Raw genomic sequence first — 609 nt, 5'->3', positions numbered from 1 at the left:
AAAGTCTCCGGCACCAAGATCTTCATCTCGGCCGGTGAACACGACATGGCCGACAACATCGTCCACATCGTGCTGGCTCGTCTGCCGGATGCACCGGCTGGTACCAAAGGCATTTCCCTGTTCATCGTTCCAAAGTTCCTGCCGAACGCTGATGGCACCGTTGGTGCTCGCAACGCTGTGACCTGCGGTTCGCTGGAACACAAGATGGGCATCCACGGCAACGCTACTTGCGTGATGAACTTCGACGGCGCCACCGGTTATCTGATCGGCCCGGCGAACAAAGGCCTGAACTGCATGTTCACCTTCATGAACACCGCACGTCTGGGCACCGCGCTGCAAGGTCTGGCCCACGCCGAAATCGGCTTCCAGGGCGGCCTGAAATATGCTCGCGATCGTCTGCAAATGCGCTCCCTGACTGGCCCGAAAGCGCCGGACAAAGCCGCTGACCCGATCATCGTGCACCCAGACGTACGTCGCATGCTGTTGACCATGAAGGCATTCGCCGAAGGCAACCGTGCGATGGTGTACTTCACCGCCAAACAGGTCGACATCGTCAAGGACGGCGTGGATGAAGAAGAGAAGAAGAAAGCCGACGCACTGCTGGCGTGC

General features: G+C 59.1%; 1 pseudogene. It reads left to right on the top strand.

The annotated features are described in order from the left end of the window. Nucleotides 1-609: pseudogene (locus tag ACIONG_RS22705) on the top strand (phenylacyl-CoA dehydrogenase); the annotation flags it as partial.

The sequence above is a fragment of the Pseudomonas sp. NPDC087817 genome, from assembly GCF_044742875.1.
Lineage (GTDB): Bacteria > Pseudomonadota > Gammaproteobacteria > Pseudomonadales > Pseudomonadaceae > Aquipseudomonas.
This window is presented reverse-complemented; position numbering and strand designations above follow the sequence as displayed.